A 2,074-nucleotide genomic window follows, 5' to 3' on the forward strand; every position below is an offset into this window, starting at 1 on the left:
CATGAAAGTACGCCTGCTGCTGGCCGGTCTGGCTCTGGCCTGTGCCGTTCCTGTTCTCCATGCCCAGACGCCGGAAGAGAAAGGTCTGGAAATCGCCCGCGAAGCGGATCGCCGCGGGGCGGGTTTTGGTGACTTTCAGGCGGACATGCGCATGGTGCTGATCACCGGGCGTGGCGATACCTCGGAGCGCGAGCTGCGGGTCAGTACCCTGGAAGGCACCGGCGAGGAGGGGGACAAGAGCCTGACCATTTTCGGTACGCCCCGGGATGTGCGTGGCACCGCCTTGCTGACCTACAGCTACAAGACCCGCGATGATGACCAGTGGCTCTATCTGCCGGCCCTGCGTCGGGTGAAGACCATTGCCTCGCGGAACAAGTCTGGTCCCTTTATGGGCAGTGAATTCAGTTTCGAGGACATGCGTGGCCAGGAAGTGGAGAAATACACTTACAAATACCTGCGCGACGAAGCCTGCGGTGAGCTCACCTGCTTTGTGATGGAACGCTACCCCACCGACGAGAACTCCGGCTACACCAAGCAGGTGGCCTGGATTGATCAGCAGGAATACCGCACCTGGAAGGTGGATTACTACGACCGCAAGGAATCCCTGCTGAAAACCCTCACCATGAGCGACTTCGCCCAGTACCAGGACCGGTTCTGGCAGCCCGGCAAGATGGCCATGGTCAATCATCAGACCGGCAAGGCCACCGACCTGTTCTGGAGCAACTATCGCTATGACACCGACCTGACGGAAGCGGACTTCAACCAGAACAGTCTGAAACGGGCCCGTTGATCATGGTATGGCGACACAGTCTGGCTGCGCTGCTGGTGCTGCCATCCCTGGCGGTTGCCTGGGAGTTTCGTGGCGAGGCGGGCCTGGAAGGGCGTTACTTTACCCAGTCATCGCCCTATGAGGCGGCGGATTATTCCACCAATGGCTCCCTGTACCTGAAGGGCGAGGTCTTCCACGAGTGGAATAACCGGGATGATCTGTTCACCTTCATTCCCTATTTGCGGGTGGACGAGAACGATAGCGAGCGCACCCACGCCGATATTCGTGAGCTGTCCTGGATTCATGTGGGCCGCGGCTGGGAATCCCGGCTGGGTATTCGCAAGGTGTTCTGGGGCGTGACGGAAGGACGGCACCTGGTGGATATCATCAACCAGACCGATCTGGTGGATCAGGTGGATGGCGAGGAAAAGCTCGGTCAGCCCATGCTCAATCTTTCCACGGTGCGGGACTGGGGCATTGTGGACCTGTTCCTGTTGCCCGGATTCCGTGAGCGCACCTATGCCGGAGAAGAAGGGCGACCGCGCACGCCGTTGCCGGTGTCTGACCAGGCCCGTTACGAATCCGGTGCCGAAGACAAACGGGTGGATGTGGCGTTGCGCTACCAGCAGTATTTCAATAATGGCCTGGAACTGGCGCTGTCCCATTTCTCCGGGACCAGCCGTGAACCCTTGCTGCTCCCGGAGGCCCTCAGCCCGCAACAACTGCAGGCCCTGCTGCTCACCGGCAGTCTGCCGGCCGGCAGCGATCCGCAGCTGATGCCGTTGTACAACGTGATTGACCAGACCGGCCTGGAGCTCCAGTACCTGAACAACGGTTGGCTATGGAAGCTGGAGGCCATTACCCGTTCCGGCCAGGGCGACCGCTTTACCGCCCTGGATGGTGGCTTCGAATATACCCAGGTGGGAGTGTTCGAAGGCCCGGCGGATCTGGGCTGGCTGCTGGAGTACCTGTGGGAGGATCGGGATGAGGCGCTGGCATCGCCTTTCCAGGATGACGTTCTGCTGGCTACCCGGTTTACGTTCAACGATGTGGCGTCCACAGAGATACTTGCCGGCGTGATATACGACCTGGAAAACGACGAGAAAGCCATCAATCTGGAATCCAGTCGTCGTTTCGGCAACAACCTCAAGGCCTCCCTGGAAGCCCGTTTCTACACCGACACCGGCAAACCGGTCACTGCCTCGGAGTTGTATCTGTCGGCCCTGCAGGGCCGGGCAGAGAACCCGGGCCTGAGTCCGGTCAGCCGCTCCGACTTCATTCAGGCGGAAGTGGTGTATTACTTCT

Annotated in this window: 2 protein-coding genes; both read left to right on the plus strand. The window is 60.1% G+C overall.

What is annotated here, in order from left to right; genetic code table 11:
* Positions 1 to 790, plus strand: a 790-nt coding sequence (locus HUJ17_RS13845; RefSeq protein ID WP_290511241.1) for an outer membrane lipoprotein-sorting protein, incomplete at its 5' end; no start/stop codon positions are given.
* A gap of 2 nt (positions 791 to 792) precedes the next feature.
* Positions 793 to 2,074 (plus strand): hypothetical protein (locus HUJ17_RS13850; protein WP_290511242.1); only part of this gene is annotated, 1,282 nt, incomplete at its 3' end.

Origin of the sequence: Alcanivorax sp. (genome assembly GCF_014762765.1) — a bacterium.
Classification (GTDB): Bacteria; Pseudomonadota; Gammaproteobacteria; order Pseudomonadales; family Alcanivoracaceae; genus Alcanivorax.